We start from the raw sequence: 673 nt of genomic DNA on the forward strand, positions 1-673 counted from the left end.
TTTTCATTTAAGTAAACATTAATATTACGAATTAATTTTCTTTTCATAAATAATCTCCTTTAAATTAATAATGTAGTTTGAATATTACTTAATCTTTGTTTTGATAACTTATAATATTTTTCATTAATTTCTATACCAATTCAATGCCGATTTAATTGTTCACAAGCAATAGCAGTTGTTCCACTACCTAAAAAACAATCTAATACAGTATCACCAACTTTACTATGTTTATTAATTTGTAATTTAATTAAATTAATATCTTTAACAGTAGGGTGTTTAATAGTTCCTATAAATTGATTATTACTATTAGTAATTTGATAAACAGTTTGCATATCTTGATTTCAAACATTACTATAAGAAATTGGTTTATCATAAATATATAAACATAATTCTTTATCTTTCCGATATGAATTATTAGTTGGAGCATCATTTGTTTTTTGATAAATTATTAATTCAAACTTTAAATTATAATTTTCTATTTCAATTAAATAATCTTTTAATTGCTGTTTTGATAAATAAATTATAAAATTTGGTTTTTTAATAATTCGCATTCATTCTTTAAAATATGATGGTATATCAAAACTATCAATAAATTCACCTTGTAAAAATTCAAGTTCTCTTTTACGAATTTGATATTGAATATTAGATGTATTAGGATCATTTAATTTTTTTA

The 673-nt window shown here is 19.8% G+C and carries 1 protein-coding gene; it reads right to left on the reverse strand.

Annotated features, from left to right (window positions below; genetic code table 4):
* Positions 1-59: 59 nt before the first annotated feature.
* On the reverse strand, positions 60-673 hold a 614-nt coding region (locus EHV01_RS06325; RefSeq protein ID WP_422066717.1), incomplete at its 5' end, for a DNA-methyltransferase.

The sequence above is a fragment of the Spiroplasma sp. hy2 genome, from assembly GCF_044714365.1.
GTDB lineage: Bacteria > Bacillota_I > Bacilli_A > Mycoplasmatales > Mycoplasmataceae > Spiroplasma > Spiroplasma phoeniceum.